Raw genomic sequence first — 20,179 nt, 5'->3', positions numbered from 1 at the left:
ATTATCTTTCTAAAACAAAATGTGAATCAAACTCTTTTGTTCATGACAATACGAACAGACAAATCATATTTCTATTTCCACAAGATACAAACGGTTATAATTCAGTATTGACAGATACATGCATAAGCTTATATTTTTACCATTAAAACAAAGACATAGTGATGACCAATACGAAATACAAATAAAGGGACAGAAGTGTGGTTACCAAAAATATTTCCGCAGATATTTTTAACATGTAGCAATCCCTGCTGTGCTTCGCATTATTAAATCAGAATTTTCCCGTTATCCTCCTATCTTCTACATATTTTCTATTTGCAATATACTCCAGCATCTCATCTGAATCAGAAATGACCATCATTTGAAATACTACTTCTTTAATGTAATTATAGTCTAATAGTAAGACGTAATCATTTACTTTTCAATTGTCATTAAGCACAATACTTCTATGAAGCAATCCCCAGAAATGCAATTCATCCAGAACTTTACCTAAAGACAATCCATGCTCTGTGATTGAATATTCTACTCTGGGCGGAAATGTACTGAAAACCTCACGTCTCAGAAGCTTGTTTGCTTCAAGGCTTTTTAACTCTTTCGATAAGGTTTTATCGGTAATTCCTCTGACCTCGCGGGAAATTTCTTTAAAACGTTTTGGTTTCTCCGATAATGAAAATAATATGAGCAATTTCCATCGGCCTTCTACAGCTTCTAATGCATCCTGTATAGATAACATTGTTTTTGGGCAACCACCATTTGATAGCATATATGTCTGATTTTGTCATTACTATCTTATTGGAAATCGCTATCCAAAAGCATAGTAATATATTTTGGATAGTAAAGATATATAATTTTGTTTTTAATATTTAACTACAGAATTATGAACAAGCCGTCAAAATCAAAAAAAACCGTCAACATCCTAAAGGTGATATTTCAAGTTCTCCTTTTTTTTATATTGGGATGGGCAGGAATGATGAAATTTTTTAATTCGGATGATCTTCCTTTTCCTTGGATCAAAGATGATCCCCAATTAGTTCTTATTACCGGAGTTTTTGACATTCTGGGAAGTATTGGAATTGTTCTATCTCCCATTTTTGGTTTAAAAAGTAAAATTACGGTCCTCTCCTCCATTGGAATCATTTTTTTGATGCTGTCAGCAATTGTTTTTCATATACTTAGACATGAAACGGGCGATATTACATTTAACCTTCTTATGATAGCTATGGCTGGATTTATCATTTGGGCTGAAACAAAGTATTTAAAATCCCAGCAGATAGTGTAGCTGCCAATGAAAGCCATCAGCTCCCTTTCAAAGTCAGAATTAAAATTATTTTAGAAATGAATTTTATTCTAACAGTCAAGAGTCAGTAATGGTATCGAATATTTGTCTAGTACCCCATCTGAATCTAATCTCGAATGGCCGCTATAGTTCTGAAGAGTGAATTTCGCATTTTTCTTGCCACAAAAAATCTCCTATGCGCTTGTCAATAAGCCATTGATGATCGTGAAGGACACAGTGATCATTGTAAACAGCTCCTATGGTAGTCCTGATCTTATTGTCTTTTTGATTGCTGATCAATGTGATCAGGCAATAACAGATGCCGGTGGCCTCATCTCCTTTGATGGTAAATACGGATTGTCCGTTAAAATGGTAAACGGTCTCCACATCTTTAAGAAATTCTGCGAAAGCCTTAGCCATAACACCGCGTCCTTTTAATTCCATAATAACTTTACCCTCTGCTCTGGTTTCTGATAGGGCATTCTCTGTAAAAAGCTGTACCTGGTTATTGAAATCTTTTTGGTCTCCCAAAATGGATACTTGGTCTATAAGCTCTTTGAGCTGTATTTTTTCTTCTGTTAATGTCTTTTTCATCGAATTACTACTATAAGGCAAGGCTTTCTGAATTCAAAGAAAGCCTTTCTTATTTTTAATGTTTAGATCAATAATTACTGATCTACAGTTAAGACGATCTTTCCCTGTATATGCCCTCTGGCCGCTCTTTCATGAGACTGACGGGCTTCAGCAAGGGGAAACGTGCTGTCGATCACAACACGGATGATTCCCTGATCAAGCAACGTTGCAAGTTCTGCAAGCTGCTTGCCATTGGAACGTACCTGGGTCGCCGATACACTGACCCCTAATCTCTCTGCTTCATCACGATCTGAAAACCCTAAAGGGAAGATCGGAAATAATGATCCGCCAGGTTTCAATGTCTTTAAAAATCTTCCTGTCTTGGGCCCTCCTACCGCATCAATAACAAGATCGATATCTTTTAAGATTTCGTCAGCATTTGTTTTGGTATAATCAATAAATTCATCGGCGCCAAGTTCTCTTACTAATTCTTCCTGCCGGCCGGAAGCTACGGCAATCACCCTGGCGCCTTTCCATTTGGCGATCTGTACTGCAAAATGACCTACTCCACCTCCTGCTCCATTGATCAGTACGGTTTTACCTTCGAGAGGAACCGGTATGTGTTTATTCGGCTGAAGTGGATTCTGCTCATCGTGACCGACCTCAATCATAAACTGCCAAGCGGTAAGAAGTGACATCGGAGCTCCGGCTGCATGGATATGGTCAATGCCGGCTGGTTTTAGGGCAAGTTCTGACACAGGCACATTAACGTATTCTGCGTAGGCCTGACTTGGGCCATAGCTTGGAAATCTCACCATCGAATATACTTCATCACCTACTGAGAATTCCTTCATATCATCGGCAACCGATTCAATGACTCCCGAAATATCTGTACCTAGAATGATGGGAAAAGGAACTTTCGGCTGCCATTCGGGAGGTAACATTTTGTATCCGTCACGCAGGTACCAGTCAGGGGGATTGAGGCCTATTGCCTTAACTTTTACGCATACCACTCCTTTGTTTAATTCTGGAACAGGAGCATCTTCATATATCAGTACTTCAGGACCTCCGAACTCATGCTGACGCACGGCTTTCATTATTTTATCTTTTCCAAAATGGCTTTTGTTTTTATCTGATTGTTGCATCTTTAATTTTTTTAAAATGATGATACAAAATTAATTTAATGGTATCTTTACCACAAGTATGTACTTTTTGGTAATCTATGAACTAAAAGGTATGTATTACTGAAAATCAATATATTAAATTTATAAAAAGATGAAAAATAAAATAGCACCTGCTGAGATCGATCAGCAATGTGGTGTGGATTATGCCTTCAAACGGATCGGAGGAAAATATAAGGGAAGGATATTGTGGCACCTTAATTCCAAGGAAGTATTACGTTACGGAGAACTGAGAAGGACATTGCCAGATATTACCACCAAAATGCTGACACAGACTTTAAGGGAACTTGAGGACGACCGGTTGATCACCAGAAAAGTGTACCACGAGGTACCGCCAAAAGTAGAATATGCTTTAAGCGAAACCGGGATGGAACTGATCCCCTTCATCAAACATCTGCATCATTGGGGCAATAGGCAATTGGCGAAGGAAGTGATCTCCTGTGAAAAATGATAATTTTTAGGTTAAATTGTAAGGAGAACATCTTCAATGACCTTGCTTTATTGATATAATAGTGAACCATACAGGAAAGTAAATTGAACCATACAGGAAAGTCAGTTGGTTGATAAATGGAGACCTTTGTCCTGTTACATTAAATCAATCACATGTCAGAAATTACAAAAATTCAATTGGGTCAGAATGGACCTATGGTATCCAAGCTGGGTCTTGGGTGTATGCGAATGTCTTCGGTCTGGGGCGGGCCGACACCGGATGAAACGGAAAGTATTGCAACCATTCATCAGGCTTTGGACAGCGACATCAATTTCCTGAATACCGGAGATTTTTACGGTGCAGGCCACAATGAGATACTCATCGGAAAAGCCTTAAAAGGAAGACGGGATGAGGCCTTCATCAGTGTAAAATTCGGAGCGATCTTCCATAATGGTCAATGGATCGGGCTGGATCTGCGTCCTGTAGCAATCAAGAACTTTGTCAATTATTCGCTGACCCGTCTGGATATTGAGACCATTGATCTGTATCAGCCCTGCAGGATGGACGACAGCGTGCCCGTCGAAGACATTATCGGAACGATCGCCGGCCTGGTGGAGGAAGGCAAGGTACGTCATATCGGGGTATCTGAAATCACTGCTGATCAGCTTCGGAAAGCTAACAGCGTTTATCCTATCAGTGCACTGGAGATCGGTTACTCCCTGGCAGATCGTCAGATCGAAAATGATCTCTTGCCGACGGCTAAGGAATTAGGGATCAGCGTCGTAGCATTTGCCAATACGGCAGAAGGCCTTTTAACCGGTGACCTACAGGCACTGTTGCCAGTTGACGATTATCGGAATCACTTCTCCCGTTTTCAGGGTGACAACCTGATCCATAATCTTGAAAAAGTGGCCGTATTAAAAGAAATGGCTCACGTTAAAAATGTTACCCCGACACAGCTTGCGATTGCCTGGGTAAAAGAACAGGGCGACCATATCATGCCATTGGTGAGCATGAGCCGCAGGTCAAGACTGCCTGAAAATATCGCTGCGATGGAAATTGTGTTTACCCCGGATGAGATGAACATTTTAAACACTACATTTGCAATAGGTGCCATCAAAGGTGGTACTTACCTACAAAGATAAATGGAAAGTCCAGCAGAAATTCTTCCCGGTGTTATATTCTACTCCTACCTTTCCTCAGAACGGAAGGAAAAGGCCTGTGTTTGGAATCACCATACCCTGGTATTGCAGGTCTCCGGACAGATGGTTCTGGAAACCTCGGATCAGAATATCAGCATCTCCGCCGGAGATGTATTGCTGATCCATAAAAATCAGCTTGGAACATTGACTAAAACGCCTGGACCAAATGGTCATTATGAAACGATCGTCATCTCCCTGCAAGAGGATCTGATGCGCCAGATCGCGCTGGAGGATAAAATGGAAGTTCACGGTAAATACACCGGACCTCCGAATCTATGCCTCCCCAATAATGCGTTTCTCACCGGATATTTCCAGTCGATCGTTCCCTATGCCAGAAGTTCTGGTTCTGAAATGACCGATGAATTGGGACTGTTAAAGGTGAAGGAAGGCATCAAGTTAATGCTGATTGCCGTTCCTGAACTCCATAATTTTCTATTCGACTTTTCAGAGCCTTACAAGATCGATCTGGAAAGATTTATGTTGAGCAATTATCATTTCAATGTGCCGGTTGAAAAGCTGGCACAGCTTACCGGGAGAAGTCTTTCAGGTTATAAAAGGGATTTTCAGAAGATATTCGGAATGCCACCACGAAAATGGCTGCAGGATAAAAGACTGAATGAGGCCCGGCACCTCCTTGAAAGTAAAAATAAAAAACCGTCTTCCATCTATCTCGACCTAGGTTTTGAAAGCCTGTCGCATTTCTCTTATGCTTTCAAGAAGAAATTTGGGAGGACTCCGACCGAGGGTTTGGTAAAAACTGGTTAAGATCATAAGCGGTAACTGTATACTTTAATGTACCAACAGAAAATCCTTCATTATTTTTCAGAAAAATTGTCATCCTTCTTAATTAGAGGAAAAATTTAAGGTATATAATTATTTGTCACATTAAAGTTTACAGCCACCTTAACGAAAAAGCTGAAGTATAAACTTCAGCATTCTTGTTCAATAACTTTTTATAAGATCTATTCCCATAACATAAATCCTTCATATGCAAAGTATATCAAAACAGTATAAAAGCCATATTTTATAATTTTTTTTGTCATTTTGTAGCTTTTAAATAATAGTGGATCGTAAGCCGATTTGTCGAAAGGTGTTTTTGATGTCTGTTCCATTTTTTTCATTTTAATTGTTATTAAATAAATTATTTTTCTGCTTCAGTTTTTAGTGCATCAAGCCAATATTCTATTGAGGTATCAAGGCTGGATTGAAAGGTACTTTTCAGTAATGTGACCAGCCAGCCTTCCATACTTTCTTCTACACGGATCGTTGTCTGCCCGTTATGTTCTGTAAAATACCAGGTGTGTATGGCAAATGCTCCAAACGCGGGGCCTGACCAGCCAACCATTTTATTAATTTCTACAGTTTGTAATGTAGAAGTTATGGTCAGTCCGTTACTTTTCCAATTAAAGGATGAACCAGGTTTAAATGCACCGTTAATTTTTGGTGTCACAATCTATTTTTGCCAGGCATCCCAATTGTTGACATCGCTAAAAACTTTCCAAACTTTTTCAACAGGTGCATTAATTACAATACTCTTTCTTGTGATGACAGGTGCATCAATATGGGTAGTTTCTGATGATTTATAATTACTGAAATATTCAAGCGAAAAAACAGTCGCAGAAATTGCAAGAAGTAAAAAAGTAAACCAAAGTACTATACTTTTAAGTCTTCTATTTTTCATAATGGTTACACTTATAAGTTGATATAATTTGGCCTGACCAATTTTCTATGCTTTCCGGTAATGGTCTATCCGCCTTGTCAAAGAAAAAATGGTTGTTGATCTCCAGACCGCAGTAAGTAAAAATACCTTTATCTGATGTTAGCGACAACGCTTTATCCATTCCAATTTCCTCATATTCTGCTTTTGATTTTCCGTGCGTATTGATCACGGTTATTTGTTTGCCTGTAAGCAAGCCTTTTTGTACACCTTGGTCGTAACGATAGGCAAAGCCGTAACTAAAGACGCGGTCAATAAATCCTTTCATAATGGCAGGCATTCCCGTCCACCAGATAGGATAAATAAAAGTAATGTGGTCTGCCCAGGCAATAAATTCCTGTTCTTGTCGTACATCGTTTGCAACTATTCCCATTCGCTGTCCTTGCATATCTTCTAATGAAAGAACCGGGCTGAAATTGAGTTGATATAAATCCCTGACCACCACTTCGTGTCCGCTGTCCCATAAATGTTCGATGAGTGTTTGCTTTAAATGGCTGTTCAAACTCTCCGGACCTGGATGAGCATAAATAATTAAATGTTTCATTGTTCTATTATTTTAATTTTGATAGAACAAAAGTAGATCAGCAATATCTGCTAAAATTGTAAGAAAACGAAATATGCTTATTTAGCTTTTGGATCGCAAATATCCTGTTGAAATTTGAGATATTTTGTAGGACTGAGATCAAGGTAATGTTTAAAATCGTGAATAAGCTGGCTTTGGTCGTAATAGCCACATTTGTCGATGACTTCAAACCAATCTGTTTTAGTGGAACTGGATGCAGCACGTTGTATTAGTTCTACAGCTTTTAAGAACCTTTGGTATCGGTTAATTTCTTTAGCGGTATATCCTAAATATTTCCTATGGTTGAGCTGGATGTTTCTCTCAGTCTGGTTTTGTAAGTTTGCTATAGACTTGATAGGATCTAAATTTCTGTCATTGAAGTTTGCCAACTGTTCTACAATTATATTTCTCTTTTTCAGGTATGGTTTGCAGAATTCTAAAATATATTCTACCCTATTGTTAATTTCCTTTATTTTGTTGAGTTGTGTCCATAAAGAAGTAAAACAATTTTCTTCTAATAGATCATCCGGGTCGACAGGCAGATGTTCTGCGACTTCAGCATTGCCAAAGAAATTGTAAAATGAATCGTCTTTAAAATTCACAACCAGAATGCCGGAACCTGGCGGTAATGAATAATTAAAAGCCTGTTTTATAGGTCCTAAAACCATGCATCTATCAACCTCTATTTCTGTATTTTCATTAGAACAAAGAAAAGCCGGTGTCCCAAAACTGAAGATCAAAATGGTTTGGTAAGAAGGAAGTAAAGTTTTGGTAATAATTCTATCGGTTGTATTTTCAGCAAAATAAAAATGAGAAAACATTTCCTCATAGTCTTTTGGAACAGCTATCTGGAAGTTGTCATATGGCTTTTCGTTTTCTGTCATTTTTTATGTATAATGTAAAGTTACAACTATTTAATTTTAAACTTTAAAACATAGTACGGCAGTTTTTGATATCATCTTTACCTTTTTCTTTCAGATCTAGTACCTACCCAATATTTTGGGTGAAAGTTGAAATTGTCTTTTTATTAATTTCTTAATTTAGTACATCACCAATCTCCGGAACACTTGTTATAATTCTCAATCATTTGCAATATGTTTTTCTTCAAAAATAAACGAGAGAAGTTTTTTAGCTACCCTTGTTTTTATAAATTAAATTCAATTGATATTGAAAATCAACTGAATACAGTTCTAAAATCGAATATCATTAGATTCTGGAACACAACAAAAAAACCCAGCAGAAGCTGGGTAAAAACTAATAACCATGAAAACTCAAATTAAACATGAGAATCGTTTCATCAACAAACAATAAGTAGGCCACAAAAAATTAAAATTTACTTAAAAAAAGTTATTTTATGTTAAATATTAAATATTATATTTTAGCGTTTCCACACCCAAATCACTTATAGAAAATCTACAATACAAAAATCAGTAATAACATTTTATTATCAAATCCTGACCTTCATCAAGATTTTTTAAAACCCCGTCACCATCTAAAATCCCCGCAACCGTGTAGCTCAGCAAATCTTTATAAAATTTGCCAACAATTTCTATTAAATCATCCATTTTGCAACTACTGTATAATCTGTAGATAAGTATTAAAATTCAATTCGAGGAATATTTGGAAGTAATATTAATAATAATAACTTTGGTAAAGTTTTTAAAATCCAATAATTCAAAATGAAAATCGAACACTTGGGAATTGCGGTAAATTCTTTGGAAAATTCTGACGACCTGTTTGCCAGACTTTTAGGTACATCAAATTACAAAAGAGAGTCTGTAGAAAGAGAGGGTGTAACAACTTCTTTTTACAAAATAGGGGAAAGCAAAATCGAACTTTTGGAAGCCGCAAAACCAGAAAGTCCAATCGCTAAATTCCTCGACAAAAAGGGAGAAGGAATCCACCATATTGCATTTGGGGTTGAAAACATACAGAATGAGATCGAAAGATTAAAAAAAGAAGGCTTTGTTTTCATCTCTGAAGAACCGAAAGAAGGCGCTGATAATAAATTAGTTGTCTTTCTCCATCCTAAATCAACCAATGGGGTATTGGTAGAATTGTGCCAAGAAAAACCTTGAAAAGTTTTGTAGATAGATAAATTTTGTTATTTTTGCACACACAAAATTCAACCAAATTTTGAGGTCCTATAGCTCAGTTGGTTAGAGCACCTGACTCATAATCAGGTGGTCCCTGGTTCGAGCCCAGGTGGGACCACAATAAACACTCTGAAAGCCCCTTAAATAGGGGCTTTTTATTTGGGAAATGAGGACAGCTCAAATATATGCTCAAACTTTCTCTGCAAGTCCCTGCCAGATTGACTTTGTAACGACTTGCTTACTTCTAAAAATAAAATTTGAAATGACTTTGTGAGAATAAAATTACAGAAGTTATTTTACCTTTTTATCTCTGCATTGCCTTTGCCTAAAGAGATTGATATTGTTTCCATTTTCGTCAATTGCCAATCATCTTTCAAATCCCACCAAATATTTTTATCTTAGTCCTTCCAATAGCCCCTTTATGCCAAAATACGATCTGTCTCAATTACCGATTAAATCAGCGGTAAAGAACCCGGGCAAAAGTGAATAAGAACGGAACGCCTGATAAGCGCATCAAAAATAACTTTCAGATTCCAGTGGTTCAATACGGCAGACTTAAATCCTCTAATTCCAGAGGCTTAAATGAAGAATATCAAATCAGTCATTTTGAAGCTGCGGAAGAATTCGGGAATGCTTTTCAGGAATATAGGAAGGTTTGCAAGGTATTGTGAAAAAAATATTCAAAATAGACCCCATGATCTCAAAACAAGACAAAAATCATGTTTCTTATTTTAAATAAGTCTAAATAAACTTTGATTAAATTGATCAAATGAATATTTTTGCACCCTATCTTTAAATGACCGGTGTGTTTAAATATTTCTTTTTATTTCTTTTCAGTCTTGCTTTTATTAATGTCCAAGCACAATCCGAAAATTTCCCTATCACCATTCAGGTTTTGGATGACCTGAAAAGTCCTGTGGTGAATGCAACCGTAAAACAAGACCAAGAGAAAAATACAATTACAAATGCGGATGGCATTGCCGTTCTCTATCTTTCAAGAGGAAAGCATACCCTATCCATTACGCTGGATGGTTACGATGAAAAGGAACTTCACATCCATGTGGAGGGAGCGCAGACCTATATTGCCGAGCTAAAAAAGGAAACCAAAATTGCAGAAGTTGTCATTACCGCAAAAGAAGGCAAAGGCCTGACCAGCAAATCTGTCATCAACAGACAAGCGATGGAACATTTGCAGCCTTCCAGTTTTGCAGACCTGATGGAATTGCTTCCCGGTGGATTGTCCCGAGATCCCAACCTCAGCACAGCCAATAGAGTTTTATTAAGAGAAAATCCAGGTGGTCCGTCGTCTTACAATACAACATCATTGGGTACTCAGTTCATGATAGATGACAACGTTTGGAATACCAATGCCAACTTACAAACTTCGGTTGACGATGCACAAATGGGTTATGCTGTTCAAAACAGATCTACGCCAGCCATTGGTGTAGATATGAGAACGATATCGACCAATGATATTGAAAAAGTGGAAGTCATCCGTGGAATCCCTTCTGCTGCCTATGGAGATCTAACGTCGGGTGTCATCAAAATCGAGAGAAAGATAGGAAATTCACCTTTGGAAGCGAGATTCAAGGCTGATGGTTTTAGCAAACAGTATTATGTTGGGAAAGGTTTTCTCATCAATAAAAATTGGAGCATCAATGCCAATATGGACTATTTGGATTCCAAGCAAAATCCCACTGACGAATTTGAAAATTATCAGCGGATCACCGCATCATTACGCTCCAAATTAAAAACAAATCTTTGGCAAAGACCACTGGAATGGCGTTCGACAATCGACCTCTCGAACAACATCGATAAAAAGAAATATGACCCTGACACGGGTTATGCGCTGACAGATTCTTATAAGAACTCCAACCAGCGTGTTAGCTTTACCAATAACTTCATTTACAAACTTGACCCTCAAGCCATCTTTGACAAATTGGTTTTGAATACGGCCATCCGACAAGGATTTGAACGCATAGAACAGGTCAAATTGGTACAACTTTCCGGCCCAAGAGCTCTCTCTCTAGCTACAACTGCTGGAGAAAATATTGGAATCTATCCGAGTACACGTTACGTTGCAGAATCTTCTACGGACGGAAAACCTTTAGATCTATCAATTTTTGCTCAAGCATCAGGCGCCTGAAAATTTGAGAAATTTAATAATCAGGATTGGATTAGAGATATTGTAAAAATTTCGGAAAGGACATCCGGCTGAACCTTTTTTACAAAATAGTTTTTAGCCATAAGGCGTTCCAGTAATAATAAAAAAGGATGGCAAAACCATCCTTTTAACTATTATTTACAGCATTGATTGTATTGCTAATTGGTTACTAGAGAGCCAAAGTCATCTTCTAATCAATGTGTAATTTTTATCAAAAACAAAAACTATCTTGAATACATTACCAAGGTTGCCAGTGATGAAAAACTTCACCAGTTGGAGCTGATTCAACTGCATAATTGGATTCTCCGTATATATCGAAATCCCAACTGTAAAATGAAGTGCCACTATCTCCGAAAGGACCACCATAACCTACCAAATGATGTACCGCGTTATGATCAAGTAATAGGTTTGGAGAATAATTTGCATCATTAATCCAACAGTTAGTCAAATTACTGCAAATTGCCCCTGTAAACATACTTAATTGACTATCAGCTGAATAATAAGTTTCCCATCGTTTCTTAGAAACATCATCTGTAATTATTTCTCTAGATTTGATAGTAAAAAATTCCCCATAAAAATAAGCATCCTTAGTATAACTACTTTCAATTAACAATTTTTCCAATGATTTGTTAGTAATTTTATATTTTTTAATGTTAGTACGATCAAATTTAATCATACCCATACTTATTGGATTTCTTAAACATTTAATCATAAATGAAGCCTTTTCTTCTCGAGATTTTGATTTAAAGTCAACATTTTTCACATTTTCTTCCTCTAATGCAATAACTTGACTAGAATCAATGCAGCTATTAACTAAAAAAGCGCTTAGGAAAATAAATAAATAAACGTAATTTCTCATGTGTACATAATTTTCTACAACAATACAATTAAATTAGGATATGAAAGAAATTAATATAAATGATAAAAATCACATTATTTTAATCAAGTCTAAATAAAGGTAAAAATTAAGGATAATAAAGGTGGAAAATAAATATTATTTTGATTTACTTTACTTTCCATCAAACGGGATTCCTTATATTTCAAAGAACAGGAACGCCCGGAAGTCATTCTCGGAAAAATGTTATTTTTTGACCCAAAACTTTCCAATTCCAATCAGATCTCGTGCAGCTCTTGTCATGATCCAGAAATGGGATGGACAGATAGAAGGCGCATCGCATTGGGAAATGACCATCTAATGGGAAACAGAAATACCTTATCTCTTTACAATATTGCTGATCGAAAAGCTTTTTTCTGGGACGGACGAGCCAGATCTTTGGAAGAACAAGCTTCCGGACCGCTTGGCGCACATCACGAGATGGCGATGGATGTAAAAGTTCTTCCTAAAAAAATCCAGAAGATCAAAGACTATAAAGTTCTTTTTCAAAACGCTTATGGTGATGAGAAAGTGACCTATGACAGAATCGTAAAAGCACTTGCCGAATTTCAAAAGACCATCAAAAGTCAACCCAGCAGATTTGACCAATTCATTGATGGCAAATATAATGCTTTGACAGACCAGGAAATCTACGGCATGCACATATTCCGTACAAAGGCACGTTGTATGAATTGTCATAATGGGAAAAATCTGACCGATGAATCCTTCCACAACATCGGATTGACCTATTACAAGAGAGAATATGAAGATCTGGGACTTTATAACGTGACAAAGAAGGCCGAAGATGTCGGTAAATTCAGAACACCCCAATTGCGCGACCTCAACCTAAGCCGGCCGTGGATGCATAATGGCTTATTTGACCAGCTGGAAGGTATTGTAAATGTCTACAACAGCGGCATGCACATGATCGATGCAAAACCTGAACAGAAACTGAAAGACCCGTTTTACCCTGTCACCGACTCTCTGATGCAACCATTAAAACTGACAAAAGATGAGAAGTCTGCGCTGATCTCTTTTTTGGAATCATTGAACGGAACCAAATACAAAATGAGGAGACCAGAGTTTCCTGTCAAATAATCCTATGCAGTAAAAATACCCAAAAATGATCCATGAGTCATTGTTTTTCAATCTGGTTATACTATATTTTCAAGAATCCCTATTACTTGACTTTACAATCGCAAACTTCAAATAACCTTTGACATCGTATTTATCTTACAACTTCCGGATACATCTGGAATGTAATTGAAATCCTGACTAGTGTCGGGATTTTTTGTGACATCCTATCAAAAGATATAATGCCGTTTAATATTTCATTAATTTCGTATATCTAAATCCTATTATATGAAATACATTATCTTACTTCCACTTCTACTACTTTTCAACCATACTTTTTCACAAGAAAGGCATTTGAAAAAAGAAAAGTGGCATTGGAACAACAACAAGTTAAAACAAGATACAATTGCAGGTTACTGTCAAGTTTTAAAAGTGGATAATGTTCTTTATATCTCAGGTGCTGTAACCAATGACATTACCCCGGAAGGCATCGCATCCGTGTACAATGACCTGAAAGTTTCTTTGGCCAGTTTTGGAGCCACCTTTGAAAATGTGGTGAAAGAAAATCTCTACACCACTGATATCGAGAAAATGAAAAAATTGAATTATGTGAGAAAAAAATATTATCAGAATGATTTTCCTGCCGCTACCTGGATCCAAATACAAAGATTGTACATGCCCAAAGCAAAATTAGAAATAGAATTAATAGCACATCTGCCAAAATAAAAAACTTATGCTCATTGTACAAGAAAATGTGAGCATTAACCTTAATGGCGGGAATAGTCTCTATTCCTAGAAGAGATCATGCCCTTTGCTATCAACCAACATTTTTGCAGCTTTACGGAATAGTGAAATCTAATAATCAAGTTTTATGAAAGAGATCATCACACATCATCCCAGTGGTTCAGTACGGACGACTTAGACCCTCCAACTCCACAGGTGTGAATAAAGAATATCAGATCAGCCATTATGAAGCTGCGGAGGAGTTTGGGAATGCTTTTGAGGAATACAGAAGGGTGTGTAAGGTATTGTGAAAAATATTATCATAACAGTAACGTTTTAAACAATTAAAAACATCCATACGTTATGAATTTGGATTGAGCTATATTTGTCAACAAATAACAATTATTAATACTGTCCAAATGAGAACTGGTGCATACGGAAAACCCCCAATAATATTGTTTATCATTATTACTTTGTTCTTAGGGTCTACCCAATATGCTAAAGGTCAACAGAAAATTCAAAAGTCTATTAATAAAGATATTGTTCCAGTAAAACTATCTGTGAAAAACATGCGGACAGACCTGGAGATCCTATGGTCAACTATAAAAGAGATGCATCCGGGATATGGTTATTTTACACCTGTAGATAGTCTGCGGAAAGTCTATGCCCAGACATTCTCCTCCCTTACCAAACCGCTTTATGAGGGTGAATTCATTTCCCAGATCTACCCTTTCATTTGTAAATTGAGGTGTGGACATACACAGATCAAGCACTCAAGAGGATACAAATATCCTTCTGGTCTTTATCCGGCACATTTACCGTTTAAAGTGCTAGTTAAGAATGGGAAGGTTTTTGTAACTAATCATCAAACAGAAGCTGTCAATACCGGTGACGAAATCATTAGTATCAATAATGTAGCTGTTGAAGAAATTATTAGCCATGGTTCTGACCTGTATTCTACTGACGGATATAATAAAACCTTTAAAGAACTGTTCCTAAGCGAGTATGATGGTTTTGAAGATGCCTGTAATAAATATTACCATTGGCAGGGCGACTATAAATTGCAAGTACGAACTGTCCAGGGGTTGCTTAAGGATCTGACCATAGATACAAATACAAAAAGTGCGAACGAGCCTGTATCTTCCAGTTTTGACAATTATGCAAACTGGACCACTGCTGAAAACACTGGAAATCTTAAGCTTCGTTTTTTTAATAATTCATCGATAGCATTATTTGAAACCAAACCTTTTTCGTACGAGGATACTATTGTCTATAAACAAGCATTTAAAGAGATAGAAAATAAAAAAATAAAAAACCTGATACTGGATATGCGCCACAATACTGGCGGAGACATTCGTGTTGCGATACAATTGTTATCCTATCTAGCAGATACTCCTTTTAATATCATTAAAGATGTTAAGTCACGTCTTCCAAACCCCACTTTAAGTAAATCCGTGAACTATTTTGACAAGCAAAGAATGAAGAGCTTTCTAAGAGGATATAAAATAGCTAATAAAGAGGGGTCATGGTATCATGTGGAGACCACCTCGGCAATGGGTACCGTGTATGGTCCTCTTGAATTGGCAAAAGACCATCGTTTTAAGAACAATCTATACGTTTTAATCGATGGTGCCACATTTTCTTCGGGTGCGCTGTTTACTGCTGCATTAAAATCACAGCGTAAGAATGTAAAATTCATTGGAAGAGAAACCGCCGGAGGTGAAGAAGGGTGCAACGGTATGGTGATGCAGGAACTGACATTACCAAATTCAAAGGTAATGATCGATTTTCCCTGGATGCGTGTTGAATCTGTAGCCTTAAATCCAAATCATGGACGAGGAATCATACCGGACCATATCGTTGAATATGATCCGCAGGATATTGTAACCCAAAGAGACCGTGATCTTGAAAAAGTCTTGGAACTAATAAAATAAGATATCTATCGATCCCCCTTTTCCGTCTTCAGGGTTATTTGCACTCGGCCTCGTGCTGTGGAAAGTTATAACGAAAATAGTGTCACTACCCTTCCCAAGGATACCCAAGTCTATGTTTCCAATAAGGCGAACTGGAATAATTACAAGAAGATAAAATGAGGTAATTATTACGGCTGGGCCGATGACGCAAATTAAATATCATCAACATTGTTATTAAGTAATATATATGAGCTGATCGAAGGATATCCGATATGAGGAGTAAAGGTCTCATTACCAACTCTGCTCTGAATATATTGAGAATAAATACGAAACCTCTGATCACTTGGCAGATCCTCCTTCAATTTTTCAGGATTAGAAATATGAATGCAGCATCTATGGAGAAGATATAGGTATATGGGGTTCCAATCAATCAGACATTCAGAAAATGTTTCTTTCTTTAAGTAGTGATATTTGTAATATAAAAAAATTCATTTAGATGATCTTTTCATTTCAATTTTTCTCTTCCTGATAAAATCTGCAGGGCGAATACCATTTATTTCCTGAAAAAGCTCTGAAAAATTCTGACGTGACGTAATTCCACATTTTTTTGCCAAAGCTTCAATGGTATAATCAAGAAGTTTATGGTCGTGATATAGCTGATGAGTGATATATTGAATACGTAATTCATTAATATAGCTATTGAATTTTTTGCCTTTATATTCATTGATAACCTGGGAAAGATAAGTAGTATTCGTGTTGAATTTTTTGGCAAGTTCTTGTTGGGTAAGTCCTTTTTTCCTAAATTCCCTTCTTTTCTCAAAATCATCGAGCTTTTGCAAAATATCGTTTATTATTATCTCCGGAACTTCGATCTTATTTTCCTTAACAGAGTAAGAAGTAGCTAACAATTTTTCATTTTCAACTATCTTTTTCTCTAAGCCCTCATATTTGCGTTGGACCGTCCTTTCTTTCCTATTTCGGTAAACGATAGTTACCAACAGACCAAGAATTAATGCAATAGCAATTATGAGTGATATTTGACCAACAGAATTTTTGCTTTCCAATTGCTTTTGTTTCTCCAATAAAGCATTCGTGTCATATTCTTTATGGATTTTGTTTGATATATATTGAAAATCTTTATTGATTATATTATCTGCATCAAGCAATTGTTTAGTATAATATAATTCCTTTTCAGGATGTTTTATTTTGTTGTAATAGTTGATCAGACTTTCATAATTGCTCCTTAGCTCGGGAATAATAAACTTTTCCTTTTGAAAAATGGAATCTACTTTTATAAAGTAAGGAACGGCCAGAGCCTCTTTATCCATTTTTTCATAGGATTGTCCTATATAAAAGTATATCACCGAGGTCCAGGTAAAATCCTCAATTTTTTTTATTTCCGGTAAAGCCAACATTAAGTTGTCAATCGCTTCTTGATACCTCTTTTTCCTAAAATCGGAAATGCCAAGACATTTATGAAAATATGCTGTCTCCAAATTGTATTCACCGGAACTAGGGATAGAGGCCAAGCCGAGTTGAATAAGTGAGTCGCTTTTAGAATAATCCTTTAATTGACGATAACAAATAATTTGCTGATGCAAACTGTTATAGTAACCTTTTCGGTTGTTATATATAAGATTAGGATGGATATCGGCATTAATGAGTGACTGAAAGTGCTCCGAACTCTCATTAAAAAGCTTCAACGCATCATCATAATATCCGAGGTAACTTTTAACGACCCCCAAAAGATAAATAATTCTATATTTTAAGAATTCATCTTTAATATTTCTGGAATACTCGTATGCTTTCAGATATTCGTTTAAAGCAGGTTGATATTGTTTATAGAAAAAATAGTAGATAACTCCTTTTTCCAAATAAGCATTACTGATCAGTTCATTGTTGTGGGACCTTAAAACATAATTGACGCAGCTATCGGCATATTTAAGCTTCAGGGATTTGTCTCTCGAATAAAATACAGCATCCTGATAACCCTGATAAATTTTCTTGAAATCATTTTCCTTTTTTGCCTTTTTCAAATATATTTTGATAAATGGCATTGCCCTCCTGTCATTTTCGGGCATTTCTTCATAGTATTTTCTTAATTCAGCATACGAATTGCTTTTAAAAACAGGATCCCCCTGCCCTTTCAAAAGTATTATCAGAAATAAGGGAATTACCGTTAAAGCACGGTATAATAAGAGCATCATTGGTGTTTTTTAGTTATCAAATTTATCAAAAATCATCTAAGAATACAACGAATCATAAATTAAAGATTTATTAATATATTTTGATTTAAACACATTGATAATCAATAATATAATTTTGGTACAATTTGTAAATCGTGCCATGCCATTTATAAATCGTGCCAAAGATTCTCTGTTGGTGTATGCCTTTAATCTTTAAATTCGTATCATAAGCTTACAAAAAATCCGGTACCGGGTAAACCATTTAATATTTAAATCAAGTAGATATGAATAAAAAGTTTATCCTTTTGTTGTCACTTTTCATTGTATTCACTTCCTGTAGAGATACTGAAGAAGCTATGGAAAAAGAAAAAAACAATGCCAGCGAATTTGCAAAATCGGCAAAACAGTCCTCGGTTGCGGATAAGGACACCGTTTCTGAAAGCAACTTTGAAGTCCCATCTGACAGTACCTCTACGAAGTATCTTGAAGAGGAGGAGGATCCTCCAGTTAAACATGGTGGACATTGGAAAAATTCTAAATAGCTTCTTACCAGATTACTATATTCAAATTTTTCTAATAGTATTTTAATCACATATTTGGAAAAAGCTGTTCTGAATTAGCAGAAAGAATGGCAAAGTAAAAAAAACAAACTCTTTTTTTATGGGGATTTCTTCCCGTGTGTAAAATATATTGATTTTGATGGACATAAAAATAGTAACGTTTTAACCTAATCGAATCCATTGCTAAAATAGCAGTTTCATATTAGGGTTGATAGAACGAAAAGCAGCTTACATTAGTTATGCCTAGCTAATGAAATTCTTAAAAAACATACCAATCTCACAATTAAACAATACTGATATGAAAAAATCTGTACTCATTACATTACTATTACTCTTGCCGTTCTATTTTTCGGCACAGATATTTAAATTTGAGTTTACAGGCGGAGAGGTTTGTCCCACGCCCGGAAATACCCCTACAGTGCAAAATCCCAATACGATTGTTTCACCGTTAAACAGAATTGGAACAAATTGTACAGTGGCGTTGGCTGCTTTTAACAGTAGCAACTGGTCTACGAATGCCACAATAGACGAAAACAAATATGTAGAAGTTACGGTTTTTGCATCGGGAGGTCATCAGATGCACCTTTCTTCGTTTTCCTTTGATACAAGGAGAAGTGACAATGGACCACTATCAGGAAGAATAGCAATGGATACCGGAACAGGAACTTTCTCACAGTTCTATGATTTCACCCCACCAACGGGTATGCAGACGATAAACTGGGATTTTCCCGATGTCTCTGTATCAGCAGGCTACACCGTCCGTTTCAGAATCTACGGATGGAGTGCCACCCTTACCACCGGCACAATGCGTTTCAATAACGTACAGTTGCAGGGAAGCACTACAGACCAGAGTGCGTGGAATACGACCGGAAATTCGGGAACACATCCATCCATCAACTATTTGGGAACTTCTGACAATCAGGATCTTGTTGTCAAAACTAATAATGAAGAAAGATTGAGGGTCAATTCTGCCGGTAAGATAGGTATTGGAGGTCTGCCGCATCCAGACATTGCATTGAAAGCATATGGAAGAACACAAATAATTTCAAACATTAATAGTGATGCATTTTTTGTAGGAAATGATTCAAATAATGTAGATAGTGGTGCTTCACTTGTTTTTCTTCGTTATGGACAATATCAACCTAACAATCCAGGAGTTTTGGATGTTTCCGGTGTAACATCGCCATCTGTCTATGAATTATTTTTCTCTCTCAAGGCCAACGGAAAACTATTCCTGGGGACATCCACCAATCTTTCCTGTCCGGATTGTAATGATTACAGACTATTTGTAAGAAATGGTGTTAGAACTGAAAAAGTTAAAGTGGACATCGCTTCTGCTAATGGTTGGGCAGACCATGTATTCAAGAAAGATTACAGACTGGCAACTCTGGAGGAAGTTGAAAAACATATCAACGAAAAAGGACATCTTCCGAACGTTCCTTCCGCAGAAGAAGTGGTGACCAACGGGCTCAACCTTGGCGAGATGGATGCAAAGCTATTGGAGAAAGTTGAAGAGCTTACGCTTTACAGTATTGACCTTAATAAGAAGAACAAGATTCTTATCGAACAGTTTGGGCAACAGCAGAAAATGATCGACCAATTGCTACAAAAAGTGGAACAACTTGAAAAAAATTCCAAATAGGGAATATAT

Annotated in this window: 22 protein-coding genes, 1 tRNA gene and 1 pseudogene; 14 read left to right on the top strand and 10 right to left on the bottom strand. The window is 36.7% G+C overall.

What is annotated here, in order from left to right; translation table 11 throughout:
- Positions 1–418 precede the first annotated feature (418 nt).
- Positions 419–730: a winged helix-turn-helix transcriptional regulator gene (locus BLT30_RS15240; protein WP_228404674.1), complete on the bottom strand. Its 312-nt coding sequence runs from the start codon at positions 728–730 to the stop codon at positions 419–421.
- 144 nt (positions 731–874) lie between these two features.
- Between BLT30_RS15240 and BLT30_RS15235 the strand changes: the two genes are divergently transcribed.
- Positions 875–1,276, top strand: a complete 402-nt coding sequence (locus tag BLT30_RS15235; protein ID WP_089874437.1) for a DoxX family protein — start codon at positions 875–877, stop codon at positions 1,274–1,276.
- A gap of 141 nt (positions 1,277–1,417) precedes the next feature.
- On the opposite strand, the gene BLT30_RS15230 is transcribed toward BLT30_RS15235, so the two are convergent.
- Both BLT30_RS15230 and BLT30_RS15225 read right to left on the bottom strand, forming a co-directional pair.
- A complete protein-coding gene (locus BLT30_RS15230) occupies positions 1,418–1,867 on the bottom strand; it encodes a nuclear transport factor 2 family protein (RefSeq protein ID WP_089874436.1) in 450 nt (149 codons plus the stop codon).
- 74 nt (positions 1,868–1,941) lie between these two features.
- A complete protein-coding gene (locus BLT30_RS15225) occupies positions 1,942–2,991 on the bottom strand; it encodes an NADP-dependent oxidoreductase (protein WP_221405596.1) in 1,050 nt (349 codons plus the stop codon).
- A gap of 130 nt (positions 2,992–3,121) precedes the next feature.
- Here BLT30_RS15225 and BLT30_RS15220 point away from each other — a divergent pair, with 130 nt between their 5' ends.
- The 3 genes from BLT30_RS15220 to BLT30_RS15210 all read left to right on the top strand — a co-directional run bounded on the left by BLT30_RS15220 (position 3,122) and on the right by BLT30_RS15210 (position 5,424).
- Positions 3,122–3,478, top strand: a complete 357-nt coding sequence (locus BLT30_RS15220) for a winged helix-turn-helix transcriptional regulator (RefSeq protein ID WP_089874435.1) — start codon at positions 3,122–3,124, stop codon at positions 3,476–3,478.
- A 152-nt stretch (positions 3,479–3,630) separates the two neighbouring features.
- Positions 3,631–4,602, top strand: a complete 972-nt coding sequence (locus tag BLT30_RS15215; protein ID WP_089874434.1) for an aldo/keto reductase — start codon at positions 3,631–3,633, stop codon at positions 4,600–4,602.
- Complete coding sequence (locus BLT30_RS15210) at positions 4,603–5,424, top strand: AraC family transcriptional regulator (protein ID WP_089874433.1); 822 nt, start codon at positions 4,603–4,605, stop codon at positions 5,422–5,424. It abuts the gene before it with no gap.
- A gap of 376 nt (positions 5,425–5,800) precedes the next feature.
- Here the strand turns inward: BLT30_RS15210 and BLT30_RS15205 are convergent, their stop codons facing one another.
- From BLT30_RS15205 to BLT30_RS18235, 5 genes are all read right to left on the bottom strand, one after another.
- A complete protein-coding gene (locus BLT30_RS15205) occupies positions 5,801–6,109 on the bottom strand; it encodes an SRPBCC family protein (protein WP_089874432.1) in 309 nt (102 codons plus the stop codon).
- A 3-nt stretch (positions 6,110–6,112) separates the two neighbouring features.
- Positions 6,113–6,340 carry an SRPBCC family protein gene (locus BLT30_RS15200; RefSeq protein ID WP_089874431.1) on the bottom strand — a complete coding sequence of 76 codons (228 nt, stop codon included), beginning with the start codon at positions 6,338–6,340 and terminating at the stop codon, positions 6,113–6,115.
- On the bottom strand, positions 6,330–6,920 hold the full coding sequence (locus BLT30_RS15195; protein ID WP_089874430.1) for an NAD(P)H-dependent oxidoreductase: 591 nt from the start codon (positions 6,918–6,920) through the stop codon (positions 6,330–6,332). The genes BLT30_RS15200 and BLT30_RS15195 overlap by 11 nt, the downstream gene beginning before the upstream one ends.
- Positions 6,921–6,997: 77 nt before the next feature.
- The gene (locus BLT30_RS15190; RefSeq protein WP_089874429.1) at positions 6,998–7,822 is read right to left on the bottom strand and encodes an AraC family transcriptional regulator; all 825 of its coding nucleotides are present in this window, start codon (positions 7,820–7,822) and stop codon (positions 6,998–7,000) included.
- 543 nt (positions 7,823–8,365) lie between these two features.
- Complete coding sequence (locus BLT30_RS18235) at positions 8,366–8,503, bottom strand: hypothetical protein (RefSeq protein ID WP_175487212.1); 138 nt, start codon at positions 8,501–8,503, stop codon at positions 8,366–8,368.
- Positions 8,504–8,617: 114 nt separating this feature from the next.
- Here BLT30_RS18235 and mce point away from each other — a divergent pair, with 114 nt between their 5' ends.
- From mce to BLT30_RS15165, 4 genes are all read left to right on the top strand, one after another.
- Entirely contained in the window at positions 8,618–9,016 is a 399-nt protein-coding gene (gene mce / locus BLT30_RS15180; protein WP_089874427.1) for a methylmalonyl-CoA epimerase, read from the top strand.
- A gap of 62 nt (positions 9,017–9,078) precedes the next feature.
- Positions 9,079–9,152: transfer RNA gene (locus tag BLT30_RS15175), tRNA-Ile, on the top strand.
- A 364-nt stretch (positions 9,153–9,516) separates the two neighbouring features.
- Positions 9,517–9,705 carry a hypothetical protein gene (locus BLT30_RS15170; RefSeq protein ID WP_089874426.1) on the top strand — a complete coding sequence of 63 codons (189 nt, stop codon included), beginning with the start codon at positions 9,517–9,519 and terminating at the stop codon, positions 9,703–9,705.
- Positions 9,706–9,839: 134 nt separating this feature from the next.
- Positions 9,840–11,180 carry a TonB-dependent receptor gene (locus BLT30_RS15165; RefSeq protein ID WP_175487211.1) on the top strand — a complete coding sequence of 447 codons (1,341 nt, stop codon included), beginning with the start codon at positions 9,840–9,842 and terminating at the stop codon, positions 11,178–11,180.
- Positions 11,181–11,436: 256 nt separating this feature from the next.
- Here the strand turns inward: BLT30_RS15165 and BLT30_RS15160 are convergent, their stop codons facing one another.
- A complete protein-coding gene (locus BLT30_RS15160; RefSeq protein WP_089874424.1) occupies positions 11,437–12,057 on the bottom strand; it encodes a hypothetical protein in 621 nt (206 codons plus the stop codon).
- Between the two features lie 156 nt (positions 12,058–12,213).
- On the opposite strand from BLT30_RS15160, the pseudogene BLT30_RS15155 reads away from it, so the two are divergent.
- The 4 genes and pseudogenes from BLT30_RS15155 to BLT30_RS15145 all read left to right on the top strand — a co-directional run.
- Positions 12,214–13,170, top strand: a pseudogene (locus tag BLT30_RS15155) (cytochrome-c peroxidase); the annotation flags it as partial.
- Positions 13,171–13,434: 264 nt separating this feature from the next.
- Positions 13,435–13,872: a RidA family protein gene (locus BLT30_RS15150; RefSeq protein ID WP_089874422.1), complete on the top strand. Its 438-nt coding sequence runs from the start codon at positions 13,435–13,437 to the stop codon at positions 13,870–13,872.
- A gap of 173 nt (positions 13,873–14,045) precedes the next feature.
- Positions 14,046–14,180 (top strand): hypothetical protein, encoded by a 135-nt coding sequence (locus tag BLT30_RS18410; RefSeq protein WP_262488091.1) that lies wholly within the window; start codon positions 14,046–14,048, stop codon positions 14,178–14,180.
- Positions 14,181–14,288: 108 nt separating this feature from the next.
- Positions 14,289–15,803: a S41 family peptidase gene (locus tag BLT30_RS15145; RefSeq protein WP_089874421.1), complete on the top strand. Its 1,515-nt coding sequence runs from the start codon at positions 14,289–14,291 to the stop codon at positions 15,801–15,803.
- Positions 15,804–16,270: 467 nt separating this feature from the next.
- Here BLT30_RS15145 and BLT30_RS15140 read toward each other — a convergent pair whose 3' ends face one another.
- Positions 16,271–17,989, bottom strand: a complete 1,719-nt coding sequence (locus tag BLT30_RS15140; RefSeq protein WP_089874420.1) for an AraC family transcriptional regulator — start codon at positions 17,987–17,989, stop codon at positions 16,271–16,273.
- A gap of 263 nt (positions 17,990–18,252) precedes the next feature.
- Between BLT30_RS15140 and BLT30_RS15135 the strand changes: the two genes are divergently transcribed.
- Together BLT30_RS15135 and BLT30_RS18230 are read left to right on the top strand one after the other, a co-directional pair.
- Positions 18,253–18,510, top strand: a complete 258-nt coding sequence (locus BLT30_RS15135; protein WP_089874419.1) for a hypothetical protein — start codon at positions 18,253–18,255, stop codon at positions 18,508–18,510.
- 316 nt (positions 18,511–18,826) lie between these two features.
- Positions 18,827–20,170 (top strand): hypothetical protein, encoded by a 1,344-nt coding sequence (locus BLT30_RS18230; protein WP_175487210.1) that lies wholly within the window; start codon positions 18,827–18,829, stop codon positions 20,168–20,170.
- Positions 20,171–20,179 lie beyond the last annotated feature (9 nt).

The sequence above is a fragment of the Epilithonimonas hungarica genome, assembly GCF_900102265.1.
In the GTDB taxonomy this organism is placed as follows: Bacteria; Bacteroidota; Bacteroidia; order Flavobacteriales; family Weeksellaceae; genus Epilithonimonas; species Epilithonimonas hungarica.
Note: the sequence above shows the minus strand (reverse complement) of the source record. Positions and strands in the feature narration are given on the sequence as shown.